The sequence below is a fragment of the Clostridium sp. SGI.024 genome (assembly GCF_050315195.1).
Taxonomy (GTDB): domain Bacteria; phylum Bacillota; class Clostridia; order Clostridiales; family Clostridiaceae; genus Clostridium.
This window is the reverse complement of the sequence record NZ_JBNPON010000045.1, coordinates 13192-32203: the sequence shown is the minus strand read 5'-3', so window position 1 is coordinate 32203 and position 19012 is coordinate 13192. Positions and strand designations below refer to the sequence as shown.

Genomic DNA, 19012 nt, shown 5'->3' with positions numbered 1-19012 from the left:
TTCATTCTTTTTTATTACTAAAAGTAATTTAAAATAAAATCCTTATATTTATTTATAAATTATAATTAATATTATATAATATTATCATTGAAAGGAGAGACGCTATGAAACTTACAAAAAACCAACAAAAACTAAGATTTAAAATTTTAGATAAAATATATGCTAAGGGTCCTATCTCTAGAATTGATATTTCAAAGGAAACAGGTATCACCCCTGCTACAGTTAGTGAAATTACTGGTAATATGATTCAAGAAAATCTTATACATGAACTTGGAGAGGTTGTTCCTGAGGAAAGTAAATCTGGAAGAAAAAAAATACTATTGGGTATATCCTCTAAACATAGTTTTTATATAGGTACCGAATTATCTCCAAAATATATTTCATTTTGTTTAACTGATAATTTAGGTGAAATTTTTAAAGAAAAAACTATTCAATTAAATAGTTCTAATTTGGAGGAAACTTTAACTGAAGATTTTTATATTAAAGAATTAAAAGATTTTTTAAGTTCTTGTGAAAATTATAGCCCAAAAGGAATTGGAGTTGCCCTTCCTGGACATTTTGATGAAAAGAATATATCAATTATTAGTAATAATTCTTTTTGGAAAAACTTTAATATAAAAGCTTTATTAGATAATCTACCTTTACCAATTTATTTTGAAAACAACGTTAAATGTATGACTACAGCAGAAAGATTATTCGCTTTTCCTGGTAATGATGATAATTTTATATTTTTTCATGTAGGTAGAGGAATGTTCTGCTCATATATGTATAATGGGAAGCTCTATGCTAAAAAAAATTATATTGTAGGTGAAATAGGACATATAGTTGTACAGCCAGATGGTGAATTATGCGAATGTGGTAAGAGAGGTTGTCTTCAAACATACAGTAGTGAATCTTGGATTATAAAAAAATGCCAAATATTATTTGATAACTCTGAAATTACGTACCTAAGACAATTAGTTACAGATAAAAATAAAATAACAATTGGAACTGTATTAAACGCATATAGTTTAGGAGATACAAGTGTAATAAATATTCTTCATTCTGCTATTAAACATCTTTCAATTACACTTAATAATTTATCAATGATGATTGATGCTAATAAAATTATAGTTCATGGAGAATTATTCAATGAGCCTATTTTAAGAGATTTATTACAAGAATCAATAAATAACAGTATTAGCTTATTATCAATACAACCAAAACAATATATTATGATAAAAGATTATAATAATCATAATGGTGCTTTAGCCGCTGCTGCCTTTTGCATATCAAAAAATCTAATTCAGTTAACTGATCCAATTGAAGAAGTGCTCTAAAAATTAATTAAATAAATATAGCACAAAACTCTTAAAGATAAATTTTTTAAGGAGCTTTGTGCTATCTATATTTATTTATCAGTGAGAAAAACTGGCTTGTCACTAAAATTAAGCTCATTAATTAAGATATTTTCAGTTTCAAATATAACAATATCATTTTTCTCCTTTAGGAAGCCTGATGGAACATATAAATATTGTATAGGCCCTCTAGACCAGTACCTACCAATATTAAAGCCATTTATAAATATGCATCCCTTTCCGTATTTAGAACAATCTATAAATGTATCATAAATATCTTTTAATTCAACAGTAAAATGATAAAATGTTGGTGTATCTACTTTAGTTACAGCTTTTTTATCAAATTTAATTTTAAAAATCATCTCTTCATCTAGGCATAAAGGATATTGCTCCCATCCACTATGAAAATGATTGTTAATCATAACACCACCCTTTATACCTTTTCTTTGAGTAAGTGCATTTAACTTATGTCCATAGTTTACTCTACCTAAATTTTCAACTAAAACCTCAACATTTATAATTTCATTTTCACTACTAAACTCAACTTCTGTTCCTATTTCTTCTTTATATTGAGTAGCAACAAGCTTTTCATCAATATATATATGACATCTATCAGAAGCATCTATTACCTTTAATTTTTCACTATGATTATAATTTTCTATTTTACTTCTATATAACATATATCCATAGTTACAATCTAAATCTTCCATACCCTTAGGATATGCTGTTTTTACTTCTTTAGATATATATGGAGCAACAGACATAAGATCAGCTAATCCATCAGCTTTATAACTACCAATATTCTTTAAAGTTCTCTTTCTTGGAGGCATTTGTTCTATATTAGGATATAGTGATTTTATAACCTTTTGTAATTCATAATATTTATCAGTTGGATTACCCCATTCATTTAAAACAGCATCATAATCATAGGAAGTAACCTGTGGTAAATCATTATTTCCTCTTGCAGAACAACCATTCATAAAGCCAAAATTTGTTCCACCTCTAAACATATAAAGATTAATACTTCCTATTTCAAGCATTTCCTTTACATCTTCAGCTAGGTCTATAGCATCTCTACGAATAATATCTTCGCCCCATCTATTAAACCATCCATCCCAATATTCCATACACATAATAGGCCACTTTTTGCCATTATCTACAATAAATTTTTCAAGAACATCACAATTTTCCTTTGATTTAGAGCCAAAATTTCCAGTTACAAAAATATCATCTTCAATTAATGCTCCAGATTCTAAGGCTTCAATCCATGTACCATCTGAAGTGAAAAGGGGAACATCTACCCCATTTTCCTTCATTATAGATGCTATAATTCTTAAATAGTCTTTTTCATTACCATAAGAACCATATTCGTTTTCAACCTGCATCATTAAAACAGGTCCACCTTTAGTTATTTGATAATTAACTAATCTAATAAATAATTCTTTATAATAATTTCTTATCTTTTCAATAAATTTTTCATCTGAGGTTCTAAGCTTTATTTCCTTATCTTTTAAAAGCCATGCTGGAAGTCCACCAAACTCCCATTCAGCACATATATATGGAGTAGGTCTTAAAATAACATATAGCCCTATCTTTTCAGCAGTTTTTATAAACTTCTCTATATCCTTAATTCCTTCAAAATCAAATCTTCCTTCATAAGGTTCATGAATATTCCATGGAATATAGGTCTCTACTGTATTAAAGCCTAATGCTTTTAAATTAAATAATGTATCTTCCCATTGAGAAGGGTGTATTCTAAAATAATGAATAGCTCCAGATAAAATTTGAAACTTCTTCCCCTCTAGATAGAACTCGTCTTTTATTTCAAACTTATCCATATATTATATTTGCTCCTGTTTATCTGCCATTTTCACAAAAGGTAAATAAACAAATGTAGCAATTACTAAATTTACTAATCCTAATATAATTGCTCTCCAGTCAAATCCTGTAGAGAAGAATCCATATAATACTGGTGGCATAACCCATGTAACGTTTTGAGAAACTGGTGCTACTAAACCTAGACTTGTTGCGAAATATGCAACTGTAACCATTAAAGCTGGTGCTAAAATTTTAGGGATAAATAATATTGGATTCATAACTGTAGGAAGTCCATACATAACTGGTTCTCCTATATTAAACATACATGGAACTATACCTAATTTTGCTACTTCTCTATAGTGCTTATTCTTTGATTGCCAAAATATTGCTATTAATAAGCCAACTGTTGCAAACCAGACAAAAGATCCAAATGATACGCTTGTCCATAAGTATGGAAGTGGTTCATTGTTTTGGAATGCTTCCATGTTAGCTAATAATGCTACTCCAAATACACCTTCCATAATTGGTGCCATAACATTACCACCGTGAATACCAAAGAACCAAAGTAATTGTATTGTTACTGCAAGAATTACAACTGCTAAGTAGCTTTGAGATAATCCTAATAATGGTGTTTGTAATACTTTAAATATCCAATCGTTTATTAATTGTCCAGTAATTCTATTAAATGCATATGCAACTATAGCAACAACATATAATGAAACTAAACCAGGAATTATAGACATAAATGGTTTTGCAATTGCTGGTGGAACTGTATCTGGTAACTTGATTGTCCAATTTTTATTCATTAATTTACAGAATATAATTGAAGCTAAGAAACCAATTATCATTGCTGTAAAGTATCCTCTTGAGTTAATTTGATTTATAGGAATAACATTGTTTATAGTAACAGCTAAACTATTACCATCAACTCCAACACCTGCTATTCCATTGAAAAGTTCTGATAGAACTTTTCCATCAGCATTAGGTAATTTAATATTTTGAGATATTGAGTTACCTATTGATATTATAAATGCTGCAAGTGAAACTATACCTGAAGATAAGGTATCGGTTTTATACATTTTAGCAATATTAACACCTAAAGAGAATATAAATAATAATGATACTATTGATATACTACCTTTAGAGATAAGATTGTTTATATCTACTATCCATTTAAAAGTTTCTGGTATAGAAGTATTTCCAAACTGTGCTGGTACATCTACTAAAAATGCATTTAATAGTATTGCAACTGATCCAGCCATAACAACAGGCATTGTACCTATAAAAGAATCTCTAAGAGCTATTAAGAATTTTTGATTGCTTATTTTTGAAGCAATTGGTAATAGATATTTTTCCATTGTTTCCATAAACTTATTCATATTTTTCTCTCCTTTTATTAATTTATTTTCATTTAAATTAGCATTTTTTAATTGATAAAGTAGATTCTAAATATTTTTCACTTTTCTAACCAAATATGTACTTTTCTTATAACTAATTTAAACGTTTTCTTTTTTTACTTACTTTCCCTTATCATTTTTAGAATTTAATCTAAAACTATGTTATGGATATGTATAAATAATTACTTTTAATTGAATACCTTCACCCCTTTTTTACAAAAAATTATTATATAGTTCAATTTTACCTTGTTTTATCAACAATTGATAATAATTTATTATCAATTATATCTAAAGTATAATTTACCAAAAATAATTTGTCAATATATATAAGCTACTTTAATCTTTTTTATTTAAAATAAACCTCAGGGTATCAAATCTCTAGATTCCCTGAGGTTATTATATTTCTATTTATTAAATATCTTTTTTACTCTCTCATATTGGGTTATATTATCAATTTCCCCCCAAATTAAATCTTCAATTTTTAAGCAAGAAACTTTAAAATTTCTTGAAACATCTAATAGAATATATTCATAATTTAAAAGAGAATTCATATTTTCTTTATATTCTTTCATCATTAAATCAAGTAAATTATAAGATACCTTAATTATCCCAACTAACTCTCCATCAACTCTATTAAATTGATGAATGTCCTTTCCAAGCTTAAATAAATAATTATTTTTAAGTTGGACAAATTCTTCATCACCTGATTTACTTCTTTTTGTTAATAGAATACAATCTCTTTTCTCACTATCTAATAATTCTTTTAAAGCTTTATCTTCAAAGAATAAATCACCTTCTATTAAAATAAAATCTTCTTTTATATACTTGCTAGCTAGTGCTAAGGATTCCATGCTTGCAGTTGTATTATAATTATCATTAACTACATAAATTATATCTTTTTCATCCTTAAGACTATCCATAATTATCTCTTTTCCATATCCAAGAACTATTATTATCTTTTCTATACCATTTTTTCTAAGCTTTCTTATACTTTCTTTTATTAATGTAGTATTACCTATTGCTAATCCAGCAGGAGAAACATCAAAATCAATTCTTTTTCCAGCTGCTAATATTACAGCCACTTTCGTTTTTTTATTTGAATCCTTAGAGATTAATAATCTATCTTCTTTAATTAACTCAATATTTTGTCTTAATAATTCAAATCCCTTTTCTGTAACTTCATAATAAGTAACTTCTCCCATTTGAATTTTACAGATCAATTCATTTTTAATACATTCTTTAATAAGTAAATTTGCTTTTAATAAAGAAACTCCTAGTTTTTCTTTTAATATTTTCTTAGAAATATTATCTTGATCATTTACTATTTGGATAGTTCTATATATATTCATTTCTCTATGAAGTTTTCCATTTTCGCTCTTATTTTTATACAACTCTATTCCATACTTAACAACTAAATTACTAGCTAAAATCATAACTGCAATTGCAGCTGTAGAGGCTGTCATTCCCTCATCATAAGTCGCAACCATTTCAACAGATGCTACTTTAGTCTTAGTAGTATATAAAAATACTAATGCTGATATTGTCATCATAGAATTTAAGAAATAATATTGAAAGCTTTCAATAATAGATGCTTTTGATAAAGGTAATACTACATTATCAAAAACCTTATACCATGGCACTCCCATAGTTTCAGATACATTTTCATATTCTTTATCTATTTTTTTCATACTTCCCTTTATTGTCATATATGGCATACTAAAGAAATGAACAATATTAGCAAAAATCATAATAATAAAGGTACCATAAATAAATTTCATAGGATTCATTGGCTTATTAAAGAATAATAAATAAGATAATCCTATTACCAAGCCTGGGATCGCTAGTGGTGTAATACTAATCCAATCAATAAACTTTCTCAATCTTTCGAATCCAATACCTCTTTGAGTTATATATGCTGCTAATATTGCTATAATTGTTCCTAATATGGCTGAAATTAAAAAGACGAAAAGAGTATTGGCGAATATTTTAATCGGCGTAGTACCTACTGTACTAACATTAAACCATTTAGTCGTTATGTTCAAATTATATGGCCATTGTTCTACAAAAGCAGCCATAATTACAGATAAAAATATTACTACTATAAATGTACATACTAAAAATACAAAAGCTGAAATAATTCTATCTCTTATCTTATTTCCCTTAATTACATAATCCTTTGCACTGGAATCTATTGATGTTACTGATTTTCCAACCTTTCTATCAACTACAAATGATATTATAGATGGAATTATTAATAATATACCTACAGTTGCTCCCATAGTTATATTAGATTGTCCTATAACTTGCTTGTAAATATCTGTTGCTAATAAACTATAACTTCCTCCAAGAACCTTTGGAATACCGAAATCAGAAAACACCATTGTAAAAGCTGAGAAAAAAGCACTTATTATTGTGTATTTTACTGATGGTAAAGTTATAGTAAAGAACATTCTTGATTTACTAGTATCTAAAACTTCAGCTGCTTCATACAATCTATAATCACAAACTCTAAAAGCAACTGAAAACATCATATATATAGCTGGAAATACATATATACATTCAGCAATTATAACTCCCCACTTCCCATACAGAGGAAAATCAAATGCTAACCACGGTAATTTTCCAAAAAAACCTGTTGATATTAATCCATTTTCACCTAATAAATATATTAATGCTATAGCATGAGTCATAGTTGGTATAAATAATGGCAATAAAGCTATAAAGTTTATTAATCTCTTAAACTTTATATTGCATCTCTCAACTGCATAAGCAAAAATAAAGCTTAGAGACACTACTATTACAGATGTTATACTTGATACATATAAACTATTATTAAATGAATTAAATAATGACGGTGTTGAAAAGTAAGTTTTAAAGTTACTAATTCCAACAAATTCATTATTAATATAAAATGCTTCTTTAAATAAGGTTATTATAGGAAATACTAATACTACTGCAAAAAAAATTGTAATTGCATATATTAGTAACCTTCTACTTTCTCTTGATCTATCTATATCTAACATAAGCACCAACCTATCCTATCTTATAATAGATTTCTCTATTTTTTTCGATATTATATTGTTCCTTTGAATGTGCTAGTATATCTACAGTTATTTCTTCATCTGCTTCTGTTTTGATAGTTAATCTATAAAAAGCACCTCTAAACTCTAAATCCTTTACCACACACTTTTTATAATCCTCTAGCTTTTTATCAGAAATAAGTATATCTTCTGGCCTAACAATTTTAATTTTATTATTTACTTCAACAATATTTATAGCACCTATAAAGTCTGCTGTAAAATTATTGGCTGGATTTTTATATACCTCCTCTGGAGCTCCTATTTGCATTATTTCTCCTTCGTTTATTACTACTATCTTATCTGACATAGTCAGTGCTTCCTCTTGATCATGAGTAACCATTATTGTTGTTATTCCAAGGTCCTTTTGAAGGGCTTTTATTTCTTTTCTTAAAGTTTCTCTTACTTTGGCATCTAAGGCACTAAGAGGCTCATCTAAAAGAAGTATCTTAGGTGATAAAACTACAGCCCTAGCTAAAGCTACTCTTTGTTGTTGTCCTCCACTTAATTGTTTTGGATATTTGTGCTTAATATGCTTTAAATCTATTTTATCTAAAATATTATTAACCTTTTTTTCTATTTCTTCTTTTTTTACCTTTTTATTAACTAAACCATAAGCTATATTTTCATATACTGTTAAATTAGGGAATAAAACATAATTTTGAAATACTATACCTATATTTCTCTTTGCTGGTGAAACCTTAGATATTTCCTTACCATCTACATAAATTTCTCCAGAATTTTTACTTTCAAGTCCACTTATTATTCTTAAAAGAGTAGTTTTTCCACAACCACTTGGTCCTAATAAAGAAACAAATTCACCTTTTTCAATATCTATATTTATATTATCCAATACTTTGCTTTTACCAAAATACTTCTCTATATTTTTTAAAGTTATATAAGACATGCTTTTCCTCCTTACCTCTTGCCCTTAATTTTTTGTGTCCACTCTAGAGAAATCCTATTTTTATTTTCTGCTGCCCAGTATAAATCATTGTTTGATAGCATCTCTTTAAAATTATTAGGAATTCCTTCTGCTGGCTCCGAATCCTTTAAAGTAATTAAAGTTCTTGAATTCTTATATTTCTCTATAGTTTCCTCCGAAGTAGCCCAGTCATAAAATATCTTAGCTTCTCGCTTTATTTCTTTTTTATTAACTAATGCACAAGCATCAATTTCATAAGGTAATCCATCTTTTGCAAAGATAGTTTTTATTTGTGGTACATCCTTTTCAATCTTCAAAGCAGTCTTATCCCAACTTAATCCAATAACTTGCTCTCCTATAGCTGTTGATTTAACCGGAGCACTTCCTGAGGTTGTATACATTTTTATATTCTTATTAATTTTTTCTATGAACTCCCAGCCTCTCTCCTCTCCTTTAGATTGAAGCCATGAGTTTATCATTAAATATCCTGTTCCTGAAGCAATAGGATCTGGCATCACTATCTCATTTTTATATATAGGATTAGCTAACTCTTCATAAGTTTCTGGTATAGGAAGACCTTTTTTTTCAGCTTCTTCAGTATTAACAGTTATAACTCCAGTCCATAAAGTAGTTCCAACCCAAGTAGGAACATCTTTTTTTGTATCATAATACTTGCTATCAATTTTATCCAATGTAGGAGGCTTATAAGGAGCTAGTCCATCTAATTCATCAAGAATTAATAATGAACTAGTTGCAACATTCCATACTACATCAGCTTGGGGATTACCTGTTTCTAAAAGTAGCTTTGCTGTTATTTCTCCAGTTGCTGCCTTGATAATATTCAATTTGATATCAGGATACTTAGCTTGAAAATCCTTAACTAGTTCTTCTACATCTTCACTTTCTTGAGTTGTATATATTGTAATTTCATTATCCTGCATCTTAGTAAAATTTAAAGAAATAGCCATTAATCCTATGCAGAGAACTATCAACATAAAAATTTTCTTCATTGTATTTCTCCTTTTTAATTTAAATTACTTTTTAATAATATATCTTCAACTTTTCTTAAATCATTTATAGAATCAATTTCAAATACATCATCATCCTTTAAAACCTTTAATTCTATTTCAATATTTGAAATATTCTCTATAACAATTTCATCCCAATATAAATTATCAAAGCCATTATTGTTAACTGCATCTTCTATTTTTTTTGAAATATATTTGCCATCTTTTTTTGTCCAATAGGATATTCCTTTTAAGATAATATCTTCTTCTGATGAACCTACATACATTTCTTTTATTATGTTGTTTGTATCAGCTTTAAAAATCCATTCATTTTCAAAATTAAATTCTTTGGCTCCAAAATAAGTAGTTTTATTTATATTTATATCTAAAACATTTCTATTCATATAAATGTCTGATTCTAATACATATGCATCCTCTAAATATTCCCTAACAAGATACATGGTATACAAGTTATTGTATACGTCATATTTATCATTATGTATTAACTTAACACCATACTTATCTTTCAAATAATTAAATTTATCTTTTAAATATCCTGTAACAACAATAATTTCATCTATTCCTATTTCTCTTAAGTTTTCTATTTCTCTTTCTATCATTGAAATTCCCTTAACCTTAACTAGCCCTTTTGGTGTATCATTTGTTAAAGGTCTTAATCTTGTCCCCATGCCTGCTGCTAAAATAATTGCCCTCATATCTCATGCTCCTTTTTATCTGTATTCTTATTTAAAAATTAAATTCATATCAATGTGATTTAATAAAATATCCTTAATTTCTATTTAAAGAAAGAATGTTATAATTTTACTATAAATATATAGTTAATTCAATAATATATACATAGCTCTATACTCACATATATATTTAATAAAGAAAAAGGTGCTATAATTCTAGCACCTTACTTTCTAAGCTTAATTATTATATTTTATTTTCTTCTTACAGTTAAGATAGCACCAATTCCTAGCAATGAAACTCCAGCAATTAAAGCAAATATTGGGTTATCCAATCCTGTCTTTGGTAAGGTATTATTTCCTTCCTTACCTTCTCCTAGTGTATTAACCAGAGCTTGTCCTTTATTATTTTCTCTTTCATCTGTACCTAGTAAATTAGAGTTTACTGACAAAAAATAATCACTACAATGATCTATTTCTAAGGTAACATATTCATCATTATCTAAAAATACATTATTATTAACTTTTTCCACTTCTTTAGTTTCTGGATTGTAATAATATAATGTTAATCTCTTTCCTATAATTTCTTTATTATCCACTTTTACTTTTAATTTTACTAAAGCTCTTCCAGGTAAATATCCATGATGGTCAAACTTTATAAATATAGCATCATCAGTTAAGCTTTCAATTACATTTTTAGCTTCTTCAGTTGGAATATTGCTAACTGACAATTTAATTGAATCTATATTTTCACTATTTATATTGTTTCCCTTAAAGCTCCATACTGTACCATCTTCTAGTACAAAAGATATTATTTTATCACTTCCATAAATAGCATTGAAAATATCTTTATGAACTACTTTTTCTTTATTATTTAAAAGAATATTAATTTTACTTTCCTTTGAAGCTTTAATTTCTTCAATAATATTATTTATCTCAGTAGCTTCATTAATAATTCTAGCTTCATCCCTAACTGAAATAACTTTATTAACTTCTATTTCATTTACATTTCCTGCATAATCAATAGCTGATATATATTCAATATTTATATCTTTAAAATACATACGCTCTTCTGTATTAATCACTAAAATATACTTATTACTACTTGTATCATATTTAGAGAAACTATATGTAAAACTCTTTCCTCCATAAGTTAACTTAGCATTAATCTCATCTATGCCAGAAATATCATCTGTTGCATCTAAAGTAATCTGTAATTTATCTTGTAAATTAAGTTTATCCTTATTATATTCTATATTTGTTATTACTGGTGCTTCTTTATCAAGTTGACCAGCTTTACTTAAAACATATGAAGATATATCTTTATTAAAATCAGCATAATTATAGGCATTATCAGATACTCTTAAATTTAATAAGGAAATTTTGCTTCCCACCATCTCATCACTTATATTAATTTCACCAACATATTTTCCCAATTCTTCACTATATTGTAGAGATAGTTGTTTTGTATATACTCCTATCTTAACATATGCTTCAGCAAACTGAATTCCAGTTTCATTATCATAAGCATCTACGTAAAGTTTAAGATTATCTCCTAATTTATAATATTCTTTGTCAAATTCAATGGATTTAATTACTGGCTTTATATTATCCTTATTTCCCTTTTCATCAACTACACTAACCTTTATCAAATCTTGAAAATAAGTACTCTTATCTGAATTATCAGTAACTGAAATATTAGTTACACTTATTGTTTTATATTTTAAATCTTCGCGTATTTTAAAATTAGATTTATATAAATTACTAGTCTTATCATAGGAAAACTTTAATTCTTTATATTGTCCATTAATATATAATGAACCTTTTACTTCTTCAACTCCTGATACATCATCACTTGCATCTACTAAAACTTCTAAATTTTCACCAACTGCAATTTCACTTTTGTTAACCTTTACCAAATTTATTGCAGGAGCTCCTCTATCAGTTATACCATTTTCATCAGCTACAATTACAGATAATTTAGACTGGTATTGCATGCTACTTTCATTATTATTACGAATTTCTATCCCCAGTAAATTAAGGGTTTTATACCTAAAACCTTCTTCTATTTTTATATTTGTAGTATATAATTTTAATTCCTTATTATATGTTAATTCATATTCTAAATTATTTTGTGGAAACCATAAGTGGGCATATACTTTATTACCTTCCTGTATATTTTCTATATCCGCAAATATTTCTAAAGTCTCTCCAACCTTCACTTCACTTTTATTAAAATAAAGATTTTTCACTTTTGCATCTTCCTTAGCAATAGCTTTATCATTAGTTCCTACTATAACCTCACTATTAACATCTGCATATGTAGTGATAGGATTAATGCATAATTGCATTACCAAAAGCCCTAATGTTAATAAAGAATTAATTATTCTTTTCTTCATCATACCCCTCCTAATGCCTATATGTTATTTAATTTATTAAAGTGAAAAATAATAATGTATATATTATTTACTTTTATATATTATACCACATTTGAATTTAATTAGTAAAATTATAAACAAAAAATTTAATATAATTTTATTTAAATCAAAATTTTTCGTTTAGGCTTTCAAGAGATAATTATGCTCAAACAAAGGTTTTTGTCTTTTAAGCTGAAAGTTTTTTGTTAATAAAATGTATAAAATAAATACATTTTTTATATTGTTTAAATTGAATTTATATTTTAATTAAATAATATTTTAAATTAATAAATATATTATTTGTATTTATTATTAGTGTATTTTTTTATAATATTTTGAAGTATTATTATTGACTATATATTATGATTATATTAAAATATAGTCGAATTCTTCAAATTTTTCTGTATATTTTTGGAGTAGAAAGTGATACTTTTTATTAAGCAATTAATCCACTTTAATTATATCTTTTGTGCTTAACCCAAAGTTCTTTTCATAAAATAGTACTTATGATAATAAAAATAGCTTATCTTTTTTGCACAATTTCTTTTATATCAGCTTTGCTAAGGACAATAACTAAAAACATATAATTATATATAACAGTAGTCGAACTTATATTGATATTTCATTTCATCTTCTCCTAGATATATACGAAAATACAATAATTATATATTATAAAGGAGCGAATGATAAAAAATGAAATTGCTTAAAAAACTACTTACAAAAATAATGTGTCTACTTTTTATTTTATCTCTTATACCTATAACAGCTTTTGCAAATGAGTCAAGTTTTGAAATATTCTTAGAGAATGAAATTCACTATATTGATGACCCATCTTATCCACAAGAGTCACTTGTTGTATATTGTATGAACAATTTACTTAATTGGCCTCATACAACAGAAAAGATACCTAGGGTACCAAATTATACCTATGGATATCTTGATGCTGATAGCATAGAAAACTATGATGAAATGTCTGAAAAGATAAAAAAAGTTCTTTTTGCTGGATATCCCTACAATGGAAAAAACCTTTATAAGATTGTTGAGATAGATCAAATTACTACTCCTTCAGAAGCTGAATTCAATGATATACTAAAGCCACCAGCTGAAATTGCAAATGCATTTCCAGAACTTGGACAATCTAAACTTACTTTAAATAATTTTAATGAAAATGATACTATAATAAAAAATTTCTTTTTATACGTTTTAAACATGAGTTCTACTGATGTTATAGGTAATTTAACAAAGGCTGATATTACATCTACACCTTTTTACAAAGCCTTATATTGTTTATATAATTTTAATAATCCAATTCAACAATTTGCAGTTCTATATTCTTCATCTTATTATGTTACAGAAAAACAAGCTTATGATAATACTCAAAATGCAATTTGGAAAATTCTAAATGATTATAAAGTACCAAATAACAATATAAATGATATTGAAGTTAATTCACTTGCATCAGTTCTTATAAATTATTCTAACTCATCTGATATAATACTAGAAAATGCTCCTGCAAATGATGTAATTGAAGTTACTGGTGATTTAACCTTTAAAATGGGTTCTGATGGAAGATGGTATAGTGGTAAGTTACGAATAAACGAACCTGAAGGGTATAATGGTATATATTCATTTGACTTGCCTGATGGTATTTCTCTTTTAGATATAAATGCTGATACTGTTTATGGAAATAAAGATTATGTTTTAGTTTCTGATCATCTACCTAAAAACGATGAAATATTTTCTATATGGTCTTATGTAATGTGGATTTCAGAACCTAGACAATACTCTCCTGTTGAAGATATTCAGTACAATGGAAAGAAATTTCAACATATGGTAGGACTTTATGCCAATAGAACCTATATGTCTGCTGAATTTACTTATGGTAATTATGTAGGTGATCTTATTGTTAGCAAAACAGTTTTAGGAGATAATATAGATACTAATAAAGAATTTACTTTTACAGTTACTCTTTCTGATAATACTGTAAACGGTACATATGGTGATATTGAATTTATAAATGGAGTTTCCACTTTCACATTAAAACATAACCAAAATAAATTGGCTACTGGTCTTCCTTTAGGTATTAACTATAATGTAATTGAAACTAATAATGAAGGTTACTATGTATCCTCTGAAAATGCTACGGGAAGCATAAGCTCAGAAGAAACTTCATACGTAAGATTCACCAATACTATAATTCCTGTAGAATCAGAATCACCTTCTACTGGTAATTTATCAGTTCATAAAACAGTTTTAGGTAATAATATAGATACTAATAAAGAATTTACTTTTACAGTTACTCTTTCTGATAATACTGTAAACGGTACATATGGTGATATGGAATTTATAAATGGAGTTTCCACTTTCACATTAAAACATAATCAAAATAAATTAGCTACTGGTCTTCCTTTAGGTGTTAACTATAATGTAATAGAAAGTGATAATGAAGGTTACTCTGTATCCTCTGAAAAGGCTATTGGAAGTATAAGTTCAGAAGAAACTGCATACGTAAGGTTCACCAATACTATTATACCTTCTACTGGTAATTTATCAGTTCATAAAACAGTTTTAGGAGATAACATAGATACTAATAAAGAATTTACTTTTACAGTTACTCTTTCTGATAATACTGTAAACGGTACATATGGTGATATGGAATTTATAAATGGAGTTTCCACATTTAAACTAAAGCACAATGAAAGTAAGCAAGCTGTATCTCTTCCTAAAGGAATTACTTATACAGTAACTGAAAGTGATAATGAAGGCTATTCTGTTTCATCTGAAAACGATATTGGAAGCATAAGCTCAGAAGAAACTGCATACGTAAGGTTCACCAATACTATAATTCCTGTAGAATCAGAATCACCTTCTACTGGAAGTATGTCTGTTAGAAAAACAGTATTAGGTACTAATATAGATGTAAATAGAGAGTTTACATTCACAGTTACATTATCTGACAATACTATAAATGGTACTTATGGTGATATCACCTTTACAAATGGTGTTTCAATCTTCAAACTTAAACATAATGAAATTAAAAACGCTACTGGACTTCCAATAGGTCTTACTTATACAGTAACTGAAAGTGATAACGAAGGATATTCTGTTTCATCAAAAAATTCAGTTGGAAACATTACTAAAGATAATGTAATAGTAGATTTTGAAAACACTTTAACTATATTATTCGAAGTACCTCATACTGCAGATAATTCAAATGCTATTATGTGGATTACTACACTAATTATATCAAGCATAGGTATACTATCAATTATAGCTTTAAAAAATAGATATCTTTAATAATTCAATATTATTGAATTATTCTACTGTAATCTTATGGCTTTATACTAAAAAATGTGCCTCTGGAGAAATTCTCCTGAGGCACAAATATTACTCATAAATTTTTACTTCTGTTAAACCAATGCATTTGCCTAATTCTAGCTGTTGCATATAAATTCTAATAATATCTGAATTAAACTTTTAATCAATATTTAATTTAAATAGTATTGTTTTTTATTTTTATTTTTCGTATTAATAAGATAGCTAATCCAATAAATGATACTGAAACTGCTAGAATCCATAGGCTTAAAGCAATATTGTCTCCCGTTTTAATATTTGAAGTAATAATTGATTTTATTGATGTATCATTACTCTTTAAAGATGTATCTTCACTATTTAAAGGTATATCTTCACTCTTTAAATTAGATTTATTATTTTCCTCTTTGCTCTTTGTATTTTCTTCAACTAATTTATCAAAAGCTTCTTTTAATGTTTTTTCAGCTGCATCAACTTCAACTTGTTGAGAAACCTTGTCGCTACTAATACTTTCAGCTTTTTCTAAGGCTAATTTAAATGTTGCAAAAGATTCACTTGTATAAAGATTTTCATCAACATCTTTAACTTGTGAAATTAATGCATCTAAATTTTCTCTACTAACAAGGTTATTATCATTTTCAATGTTACCTAGCTTAAATTTAGCTTGTTTGATATAACACAAATCAGTTCTTACATTTCCCCATCCCCATTTTTCTGAGAACTCCTTATCCCAATGTCCATAGGAATCCATTATAAAAGTTCCATCTTCAAGTACAACTAAGCCTGTATATCCTGTATCTCCAGACTTTGGACTTTGGGCCCAATCTTCTGCAATGGTAAAGCAGTATTCACCATCATTTTGTTCCATTAGATCTTCATAAGTACCAACCCATGCCATCCAATCTCCACAAATCCAATCACTATTTCCATCAAAAACACCATTATTATTTAAATCATATTTTATTTCTCTGAATGTAATAACAAGTCTTCCGCTTATTGGATCATATTTAGCTTTATGACGCTCACCAGCTAAAGAACCTGGCAGATCCATTGGTTTACTCCATGTCTTTCCTTCATCATCTGAATAAATTAATGTTGCAGGATTATTATGTGATTGGCTTCTAGCTAAACCAACAATACGTTTTCCATCAGGCGATCTAAACATACCAATTTCACACATTTGGTATCTACTTTCAATATTACGATATTCACTTAAATAAGTTTCTGGTTCACTCCAAACCTCATTACCATTTTCATCAAAAGTTAAATATGTTTTATAATTTACATAGTCATAAGTATGATAAGTTCCCATCCACTTTTGAATATATTCTCCATTTTCATCCTTAAGTTGAATTAAACTTGACATAGCTACTATAACATCATTATTAGCTTTATCAGCTCTTTTTGAATACCAGTGTTTGTACTCATTCCAAGTCTCACCATTATCGTCAGAATAAGATGTATTCCATCCATATCTGTTACCATTACTATCTACACCCCATCCTGGACATGCAGTAATCATTATTATTCTTTCTGTACCATCTTCAAGGTTTAATACATAAAGAGTTGGTGTTTCTTGAGAACCTACCCATGAAGAAGGTGTATTTGTTTTTTCAACCCAAGTTTCACCATCATCATCACTAATCTTCATAATAATTGGTCCTTTTCCATGGCCTGCTGGATAAGCAGTAATTAATCTACCTGTACTTGTACGAACCATATCAGGTTGTCCAAGATATTGACGGTTTCCACCTGGAGATTTTTCAATATCAGATAAATATTCTTTAGAAAGCATATAATGTGGAAGAACATTTTTAATATTTATTTTTTTATCAACTGTTATTTTTATAGTATCTGTATATCCTTCTGCCTTAAGTGTAATATTAGTAGTTCCCCTCTTTAATCCTGTTACTACTCCTTGATTATCTACAGAAGCTACCTCTGGATTACTTGATTCATATGTAATTATATCATTTTCACTATCTGTTAGAAGATTTGCTTCAATTTGATATTTTTCTTCAATAAATATTGTCTTATTATGCTCATTAATATTAAACCCTTTAGTTAATAAAGCTTTATTTATTTCAGCTTCTGTTAAAACTCTGTTATAAACTTTTACCTCATCTATTAATCCTATAAATCCTGTACTTCCAATAATATCAATTGGAGCTAAAGTCTTATGAGTTTTTGTCCAAACATTATTTTTAACTAATCTACCATTTACATACATTGATAATCATCTTGTTTGCTTTGAGTCCACGTCACATTATACCAAACATTAGGTTGAAAATTATATTGGTATGTTAGTACATCACCATCTCTTTTACCAACATGGAACCCTGCATCACGATTACTAGCCATCTTCAAATCAAATGAAAAATCTTTAGCAGTATCCATCATAACAGATGCTCTATTTACTAAATCTGCTGTTGATTTTACCCAGTAACTTACTGTCCAAGGATCATTTTCCCCAATTTTAGAAGTTCCTGATACCACAATATTCTTTGATTCTGTAACACTAGCAGCTTTTCCTGACTTTCCTTCAACAAAGGTTGCTCCTTTTACAGTTCCATTACGGTTACCCCAAGCATCATCAGCATTTGAATCATCAAATGAATAATATGAAACTCTTGTAGCTTCTTCTATGTTTGTTTCATTTATAGAATTTCCCACCGCTAAAACCTTTACATTTAAACTTGAAAGAACCATTGTGGTAGCCATAGTACAAATCATTGTACAGTCTAGAAATTTTTTCACCCTATTCCTTTTCATAAAATACATATTATTTGTAAACATAGTTAAGCATTATAGTTTACAAATCCTTACCTCCCTTTTAAAATTACATGTTAATAGAATAATTATCTTATTCCCATAATATAAGGCTAATTACGTTAACATATTTTTCATGAATATAACAATACTTCACAAGCACTTCATTCCCATAAAGTATTTCTGATATTGATATAAAACTATATGTACATTTTTATATTATTATAGCATTTATTATACTTTCATTTAATTTAAATGCATAAT

Annotated in this window: 11 protein-coding genes; 2 read left to right on the top strand and 9 right to left on the bottom strand. The window is 27.5% G+C overall.

Annotated features, from left to right (window positions below):
* Window positions 1–104: 104 nt before the first annotated feature.
* The gene (locus ACQRD5_RS12165) at window positions 105–1319 is read left to right on the top strand and encodes an ROK family transcriptional regulator (RefSeq protein ID WP_291628778.1); all 1215 of its coding nucleotides are present in this window, start codon (window positions 105–107) and stop codon (window positions 1317–1319) included.
* Window positions 1320–1390: 71 nt separating this feature from the next.
* On the opposite strand, the gene ACQRD5_RS12160 is transcribed toward ACQRD5_RS12165, so the two are convergent.
* The 7 genes from ACQRD5_RS12160 to ACQRD5_RS12130 form a co-directional block, all read right to left on the bottom strand.
* Window positions 1391–3175, bottom strand: a complete 1785-nt coding sequence (locus ACQRD5_RS12160; protein ID WP_427746863.1) for a glycoside hydrolase family 35 protein — start codon at window positions 3173–3175, stop codon at window positions 1391–1393.
* Between the two features lie 3 nt (window positions 3176–3178).
* Window positions 3179–4534, bottom strand: a complete 1356-nt coding sequence (locus tag ACQRD5_RS12155; protein WP_291628773.1) for a PTS sugar transporter subunit IIC — start codon at window positions 4532–4534, stop codon at window positions 3179–3181.
* Between the two features lie 422 nt (window positions 4535–4956).
* Entirely contained in the window at window positions 4957–7575 is a 2619-nt protein-coding gene (locus ACQRD5_RS12150; protein ID WP_427746861.1) for a putative 2-aminoethylphosphonate ABC transporter permease subunit, read from the bottom strand.
* Window positions 7576–7585: 10 nt separating this feature from the next.
* Window positions 7586–8536, bottom strand: a complete 951-nt coding sequence (locus tag ACQRD5_RS12145) for an ABC transporter ATP-binding protein (RefSeq protein WP_291628768.1) — start codon at window positions 8534–8536, stop codon at window positions 7586–7588.
* Between the two features lie 11 nt (window positions 8537–8547).
* On the bottom strand, window positions 8548–9564 hold the full coding sequence (locus ACQRD5_RS12140) for an extracellular solute-binding protein (protein ID WP_291628766.1): 1017 nt from the start codon (window positions 9562–9564) through the stop codon (window positions 8548–8550).
* Window positions 9565–9578: 14 nt separating this feature from the next.
* On the bottom strand, window positions 9579–10277 hold the full coding sequence (locus tag ACQRD5_RS12135) for a sugar phosphate nucleotidyltransferase (RefSeq protein WP_291628762.1): 699 nt from the start codon (window positions 10275–10277) through the stop codon (window positions 9579–9581).
* Between the two features lie 227 nt (window positions 10278–10504).
* A complete protein-coding gene (locus ACQRD5_RS12130) occupies window positions 10505–12649 on the bottom strand; it encodes an LPXTG cell wall anchor domain-containing protein (RefSeq protein ID WP_291628760.1) in 2145 nt (714 codons plus the stop codon).
* A 711-nt stretch (window positions 12650–13360) separates the two neighbouring features.
* Between ACQRD5_RS12130 and ACQRD5_RS12125 the strand changes: the two genes are divergently transcribed.
* Window positions 13361–15964 carry a DUF7601 domain-containing protein gene (locus ACQRD5_RS12125; RefSeq protein ID WP_291628758.1) on the top strand — a complete coding sequence of 868 codons (2604 nt, stop codon included), beginning with the start codon at window positions 13361–13363 and terminating at the stop codon, window positions 15962–15964.
* Window positions 15965–16160: 196 nt separating this feature from the next.
* Here ACQRD5_RS12125 and ACQRD5_RS12120 read toward each other — a convergent pair whose 3' ends face one another.
* The gene (locus ACQRD5_RS12120) at window positions 16161–18209 is read right to left on the bottom strand and encodes an Ig-like domain-containing protein (protein WP_294170649.1); all 2049 of its coding nucleotides are present in this window, start codon (window positions 18207–18209) and stop codon (window positions 16161–16163) included.
* Window positions 18200–18736 carry a hypothetical protein gene (locus ACQRD5_RS12115; RefSeq protein ID WP_427746859.1) on the bottom strand — a complete coding sequence of 179 codons (537 nt, stop codon included), beginning with the start codon at window positions 18734–18736 and terminating at the stop codon, window positions 18200–18202. Before ACQRD5_RS12115 ends, ACQRD5_RS12120 begins: the two co-directional genes overlap by 10 nt.
* Between the last annotated feature and the right edge of the window lie 276 nt (window positions 18737–19012).